Raw genomic sequence first — 6550 nt, 5'->3', positions numbered from 1 at the left:
CCAGCCTGCATGGTGAATCACATCGCGGCCGCGTCGGGAATCCCTAACGATTCAAGTTGGACGGTTTCCGCTCTAGCGCGTGCTGCGGCTATGAAACTTCGGCTAACTCCTTTTGCGGGGCTGGCGCTGACGGTCGGCGCGGCGGAGCTGGCGGCGGCAAAGGATCGTCCGGCGTGTCGCTCCGGTCGTCGTCCTTCCCCTTCCTCCACCATCCGCGTTGGCTTTCCCATTCCCTCGTCCATGCCCTGCTGCGATGAATGCCTGTGCTGGCCGGGATGAGCCAGCATAGCGGCAGGATCAGCGCGACGGCCCCGGCAGGCGCGGGAATGGCGACAGCGAGGGAGACGGTTTCAAACAGGGCCAGTGACGCGACCAACAGGCCGAAAAAGCCGCATGTCGCGTGATAGACGGCGAGGCGCGTCGGGCATGTCCCGCGCCACAGCCTGCGCCCGTCCTCGATGAAGTCCCACGCCGTCAAAACGGTATGTCGCCGCCCATGTCGGAGTCGCCCTTGCCGCCCGTCAGAGACGGCATTTTGCCCCTCTGCTTCCGCTTTGGCGGGTTCGGCTCCGGCCTGTCCCAGGGCTCCACCAGCTCGTCCTCGTTGACTCCCGCGACGATCATCGCCAGGCCGTGGCCTATGGCCTCGATCAGCACGGCATCAGGCTTTATGCCGTGCGCCTCCGCGATCTCCGGGACGATCCGCGCTTGATCTTCGGTCAGCTCGACGGTGAAGCTTTGGGCGGCCATGTCATGATCCTGCCACGGGGGAAAAGTCTATGCACTGCTGGTTCTGCGAAAGCCCACTCCGGTCGGCCGGTCCTGGCGAAATCTACTGTCCGCTTGCGGATTGCCCCGCCTGCAAGGATTTAGCGCCGGCTTACGCGCTGCTCAATGCCCCGGAAACGGAGCGTTGGCGGCGGATGCGCGAGGCCGGCCTGACCTACACGAGCCATCGGGCATAGGCGCGCACGTCGATCATCGGCACCGTCGCGCTGTCCTGAAGCCTCGCGATCAACTCCAGCAGGAACGCGGTTGCGGCCTTGTCCTGCGGCGCGGCCGTATGGAAACCGGTTGCGTCGTAGTTGAACACGCCATGGGCTGCAACGCAGCCGAGATCGAGGCGGCCTTGCGTGTCGCCTGCCGCCAGAGCTTTCGCCAGCGGATCGCCAAGCGGCGGGGTCCAGTCGCTCTCGAAGGTCAGCAGGCCGCCGAGAATGTGAGGCAACGGCTTCGGCGGAAAAGTGCCGCCTGCATGTGGGATCGGCAGGCTGGTCCGGTGCAGCTTCCTGACACTGGCAACTTTCTTCTGCGCATAGTCCACCTGGTCGGCGTTGATGGCCTGCTTCGCCTCGAACGCGGCATAGACGCTCTCTGCCGGGATGATCTTCTGCCCCTCGAAGTGAAAGATGAACGGCGAATATTGCCGGTCGAACACAACCACGTCGATCTGGTCGCTGAATGCGCCATTGCTGTCGACGACATGCGCCGATGCTGCCTCGTAGCGCTGCGGCAGGTAATTTTGCAGGAGTTCGAGCCAGACTGACTCGCTCGCGTCGCCTTTGGTGCCGGGATGGCCAAAGGACTGCCGGGCCGTCTTCAGGCGCAGCTCGATATTGTCGTGCAGGCCGCCGAGCAGCCGTGGCAGGGACCAGCTCATACGACGATCTCGCTCCAGTCCTTGGCGGCGAGCGCGCGGACCGCTGCGTTCCGGATCGTCGTCTTTTCGGCCGCGGTGAGATCGTCGGAAATGATGTTGTTGGTGTTGGCCGGGTCCATTACCCGCGCAGCCAGAAAGCTGTTGCGCAGATACTCGAAAACCTTCCAGACATTCTGCGACAGAGAACCCCGAGCATTGAACAGGGCGTCCAGCACGGTTAGCTCCAGATAGAAGGATGGAAAATCGAGGCCCTTCTGATTACGCCAGAGCTTGATCGCCCTGATCTCCTGGGTGCGCCCGCTCTGCGATATGCGGCTGATATGGGTCGCGACATTGGTTTTCGTCCAGGTGTCGGCCCGCCGCCTAAACAGGCTGTGGTCCTGGCTGTAGCCGTCCTGCCGGCGCGCCGGCACAAGGTCGACGCTATAGCCGTTCACCTGAACATTGATCGAGACATTCTGCGCCTTGGGTTGATAGCCGGCCTCCGTCATTTTGCGCAGCAGCTTGTTGTAAATTTCTTTCAGGCTGTCGGGCGTGTTTTGGGTCAGCGAGATAAACAGGTCGATGTCGGTGCCGCTGTGATTGGCGGTGCCTTTGGCGAAGGAGCCGCTTGGCGAGATGCTTGACAGGTAGCCGGCAGCCCATTGCTGGATGATCGGCTGAATGACCGATTGCACGGCGCGGACGGGGGAATAAGGCCCGGTGTCTACGGCCTGGCGGGCCAGTATGCCTTTCAGGTAATCATCAGCGCTCATTGCCCCTTCCGTCTTCTGCGCGGTTCACAAAAGCGCCGGCTGCTGCGGCTGGGCCTTCTGCTCGGGGCGAACAGGCAGGGCCTCGATCTCCGCGCCGGATGCCTGCTCCGCCACCCGCAAATCGTAGGCCGATTGCAGGTTCAGCCAGAATTCGGCGGACATGCCAAACCAGTGGCCGAGGCGCAAAGCTGTGTCGCCCGTGATCGCCCGCTTGCCGTTGATGATCTGCGAGACCCGGTTCGCCGGAACCTTGATCTGCCGCGCCAGCTCGGTCGGCGAGACGCCGAGTTCGGCCAGCTCGTCGGCGAGGATTTCGCCGGGATGGATTGCCGGTCTGGTCATGGGGCCTCCTTCTTCAATGGTAATCGACAATCTCGACATTGGACGGCCCGGCAGCACCCTCAGGCCACTCAAAACAGACCCGCCACTGATCGTTGACCCGGATGCTGTATTGCCCAGCGCGGTCGCCCCGCAAGGTTTCCAGCCGGTTGCTCGGCAAGGCCCGCAAATCGGTCAGGCTGGTCGCGGCGGCCAGCATTTCCAGCCGCTTGTGTGCCTGCCGGTCGAACCCAGAAAACGCCGCGACGCGCCCGCCAGCCGCGAACTGCGTCGTCCGCTTGTCCTTAAAACCCAATATCACAAGCTAGCATAGCTGAATTGACGCGTGACGTCAACCGTCCAACCCTTTTCCCGCCAGCCTCTTTCTTCCTTGAACCATGTTCCTTGTTCGGCCTGAAAAGCCCTGTTCTTCGTCCCGGCCCTGCGATTTCACACATTGACGGGCGGGCGGCCGGGTCAAGGATGCCCGCAGGGCACCGCTTTAGCGGCGCGCAGCGTCCTTGATGCGGACGACTGAACGGCGCGACACTTGGTGCTGGCTGAGGGCGCTTCCTTCCTTTCCGCCCGCCTTGGCGGGCCTCTGTTATGAGTATCGGCCTACGGCCGATCCACTTTTAGCGCCGCAGGCGCTGGCGCCTATGTGTCGGCCCTCAGGGCCGTCCGCTTTTTCTTCGCGCGAAGGATCGTCACCGGACGGCCGAGACGGCGCTGCCGGCTTGGGGAGGCGCAGCTGATTAGAGTCTGGTCTGGCTTTGCCGGACGCGCCCCCGACTTATTCACAGGCTGGCCGTGTTCAAAGATTCTTCTTAGATTCAAGGATTCAGAGCCAAATCGCCTTTCCGTCTCAATGGTTTAGAACGCCAAATGTGAGAGATTTGGGGACTCCTACGAGGTTTTTGGGGAAAAACGGCCCTTATTGTGAGACTTTTGGGGAGTTACTATGAGACATTTGGGGAATACTATAAGGTTCTTGGGGAAGCCGTCTTCTATGCCTGTGGATAAGTCCCGCCCTTTTCAACTATGAGATATTTGGGGAATTCGCCGCACCGCTCCCATGACACAGCGCGGCCGCCAACTATGAGGTTTTTGGGGAAATCCGGTCTTTGCGGCCGTCGCGCAGCAGGCGCTCAACAGACGGCAGCGGATCGGAAACATGATGCTCCACCGTGCCGGCGATGCGGGCTTTCCGGCGTATCCGTCCGGTGAACACCGCCTGCTGTGACGTCCGGAGTTAGGCGACTCTACGCACGCTTTTAGATGTGGCGTTAGAGGCAGCTGGGCGTGGTCGAGATCATCACCGGAGTTGAGCGTCGCCGTCGCTGGCGGCCATAGGACAAGGCGCGGATTCTCGCCGAGACAGAGGAGCCGGGCGCCAGCATCGCGATCGTTGCGCGCCGCCACGACATCAGTCGCGGCCTGCTCTGGCACTGGCGGCGCGCCAGGCATGGATCACAAGCGGGGCTGTCATCGGCCGAGGGCTCTGCTTTCCTGCCGGTGACGGTGGTTGACGACAGCAGGGCGGCGTCGCAGGTCCCGGTCGACCGATCGATCGAGATCATGTTGCCGGGCGGCGTCTGCGTGCGTGTCGGCCGTGGTGCGGATCTCAAGATGCTCCGGGGCGTGCTGACGGCCTTGCGGTCGTGATCCCTATCCCATCCGGCGTGCGCGTGTGGCTGGCGGCGGGACACACCGACATGCGTCGGGGCATGAACGGCCTTGCGCTCCAGGTCCAGCAGGCTCTCGAGCGCGATCCGCATGCAGGCGACCTCTCCGGGTGCCTCGGTCGTCGGGGCGATCTGGTGAAGGTCCTCTGGCACGACGGTCTCGGCATGTCGCTCTATGCCAAGCGGCTCGAGCGCGGCCGCTTCATTCGGCCAACGCCCGCAGAGGGAACTGTCGCGATCTCGGCCTCGCAGCTCGCCTACATGCTGGAAGGCATCGACTGGCGACTTCCGCAGCGCACCCGGCGGCCGGATAAGGGGTACACGCCGCGTGCGTGTCGTGCTCCACTTGCAGCGTGACCGACGCGGCGGATCCGATCCCGAACGAGCTCGAGGCGCTGCGCGCGGCCCTCCTGGCCGAGCGTGCGGCGCGCCAGGAGGCAGAGGCGCGGGCGAGCGGGCTGGATGCCATGGTCGCGCATCTCAAGCTGCTGATCGCCAAGCTGCGGCAGGAGCGGTTCGGCGCCTCCGCCGAGCGCGGCGCCAGGCTCGACCAGCTCGAACTGCAACTCGAAGAGCTCGAGGCCGCAGCCAGCGAGGATCGCGCAACGGCGGTCACGTCATCCAACGGCGATCGGCCGGAACCCGTGCACCTTCGTCCGGTACGACGTCCCCTCCCGGCGCATCTGCCGTGCGAGCGTGTCGTCATCCCCGGCCCGGTGTCCTGCCCGTGCTGACAGGGGGGACAGACGACGCTTGGCGAGGACATCACCGAGACGCTGGAGGTGGTGCCACGCTCCTGGAAGGTGGTGCAGACGGTGCGCGAGCGCCTGGTCTGCCGCGCCTGCGAGACGATCACCCAGGTCGCGGCACCGTTCCATCCGATCTCGCGCGGACTCGCCGGACCCGAATTGCTGGCGACCATCCTCGAGGCGACATTCGGCCAGCATCTGCCCCTGAACCGGCAGAGCGAGACGTTCGCCCATGAGGGGATCAACCTCGACGTCTCCACGCTGGCGGATTGGGTTGGAGCCTGCAGCACGGCTCTCGCGCCGCTCATCGAGCTGATCCGCGCCCATGTGCTCGCAGCCGAGCGCCTGCATAGCGACGACACCACCGTGCCGGTGCTGGCCAGGAGCCGGACGAGCATCGGTCGATTGTGGACCTATGTGCGCGACGACGGGCCATTCGGCAGCTCAAGCCCACCAGCAGCGATGTTCCACTACACGCCCGACCGGACGGCGGCTCATCCGCGACGGCATCTCTCCCGCTATACGGGGATCCTGCAGGCGGACGCCTATGCCGGGTTCAACGAGCTCTATCGTGAGGGGCGCGCGCCTGGGCCCATCGTCGAGGCGGCGTGCTGGGCGCATGGCAGGCGCAAGCTGTTCGTCCTCGCCAACCTGGCCAAGGCGCCGCTTGCGATCGAGGCGGTGCGGCGGATCGACGCGATCTTTGACGCCGAGCGGGGGATCCTCGGGCAACATGCCGAGCAGCGTCTGGCAGCACGGCAAGAGATGATCGTGCCGATGGTCAGCGAGCTGGAAGCCTGGATGCGCACCGAGCGCGCGCGGCTGTCGAGACACAACGATGTCGGGCGCGCGATGGACTACATGCTGAAGCGATGGACCGCATTTACGCGGTTCCTCGAGGACGGCCGGATCTGTCTCACCAACAACGCGGCGGAACGCGCGCTGCGTGGCATCGCCATCGGCCGCAAGGCGTGGCTGTTCGCGGGATCAGACCGTGGAGGCGAACGAGCCGCCGCGATCTACAGCCTGATCGTGACCGCGAGGCTCAATGACGTTGATCCGCGTGGCTGGCTTGCCGACACGCTACGCCGCATCGCCGACCACCCTGCACAGCGCCTGAACGAACTGCTGCCATGGAACTACGCGCGCACGCTCAACGCCAAGCAGTCGGCCGCCTAAACCGCTACAGGGCACTCACCGGAGGGTTACGCTGATCGCGGCGACGGCTCTGGTACACGGCATAACCGTCGTGACCCGAAACCTGCCTGACTTCGTACCGACAAACGTCGCGCTTCTGAACCCGTGGCGGGCCTCACCATCCGCCTGAAGCTGCCAGATCCGGAAGGGTTTGAACCGGTGGTCGCAGCAGCTACAAGGTGCCGC

The 6550-nt window shown here is 64.3% G+C and carries 7 protein-coding genes and 1 pseudogene; 3 read left to right on the top strand and 5 right to left on the bottom strand.

Annotated elements, in window-relative coordinates:
• Positions 1–474 precede the first annotated feature (474 nt).
• From FE263_RS21520 to FE263_RS21500, 5 genes are all read right to left on the bottom strand, one after another.
• Positions 475–750: a hypothetical protein gene (locus FE263_RS21520; RefSeq protein WP_138328098.1), complete on the bottom strand. Its 276-nt coding sequence runs from the start codon at positions 748–750 to the stop codon at positions 475–477.
• Positions 751–943: 193 nt separating this feature from the next.
• The gene (locus tag FE263_RS21515) at positions 944–1660 is read right to left on the bottom strand and encodes a DUF6602 domain-containing protein (RefSeq protein ID WP_138328097.1); all 717 of its coding nucleotides are present in this window, start codon (positions 1658–1660) and stop codon (positions 944–946) included.
• Positions 1657–2415, bottom strand: coding sequence for a nucleotidyltransferase domain-containing protein (locus FE263_RS21510; protein ID WP_138328096.1), 759 nt, complete (start codon positions 2413–2415; stop codon positions 1657–1659). Before FE263_RS21510 ends, FE263_RS21515 begins: the two co-directional genes overlap by 4 nt.
• Before the next feature lie 24 nt (positions 2416–2439).
• On the bottom strand, positions 2440–2757 hold the full coding sequence (locus FE263_RS21505) for a HigA family addiction module antitoxin (RefSeq protein ID WP_138328103.1): 318 nt from the start codon (positions 2755–2757) through the stop codon (positions 2440–2442).
• A 13-nt stretch (positions 2758–2770) separates the two neighbouring features.
• Complete coding sequence (locus tag FE263_RS21500; RefSeq protein ID WP_138328095.1) at positions 2771–3055, bottom strand: type II toxin-antitoxin system RelE/ParE family toxin; 285 nt, start codon at positions 3053–3055, stop codon at positions 2771–2773.
• Positions 3056–4098: 1043 nt separating this feature from the next.
• Here FE263_RS21500 and tnpA point away from each other — a divergent pair.
• The 3 genes and pseudogenes from tnpA to tnpC all read left to right on the top strand — a co-directional run bounded on the left by tnpA (position 4099) and on the right by tnpC (position 6346).
• Complete coding sequence (gene tnpA / locus FE263_RS23065) at positions 4099–4398, top strand: IS66-like element accessory protein TnpA (protein WP_138328102.1); 300 nt, start codon at positions 4099–4101, stop codon at positions 4396–4398.
• Entirely contained in the window at positions 4395–4775 is a 381-nt protein-coding gene (tnpB, locus tag FE263_RS21490) for an IS66 family insertion sequence element accessory protein TnpB (RefSeq protein ID WP_138328094.1), read from the top strand. The genes tnpA and tnpB overlap by 4 nt, the downstream gene beginning before the upstream one ends.
• Positions 4772–6346 (top strand): annotated as a pseudogene (gene tnpC / locus FE263_RS21485) (IS66 family transposase). Before tnpB ends, tnpC begins: the two are co-directional and overlap by 4 nt.
• Positions 6347–6550: the final 204 nt, after the last annotated feature.

It is taken from the genome of Lichenicoccus roseus (assembly GCF_005844085.1).
GTDB classification, from domain to species: Bacteria; Pseudomonadota; Alphaproteobacteria; order Acetobacterales; family Acetobacteraceae; genus Lichenicoccus; species Lichenicoccus roseus.
The sequence above is the reverse complement of the archived record's forward strand: the minus strand, read 5'-3'. Positions and strand labels throughout refer to the sequence as shown.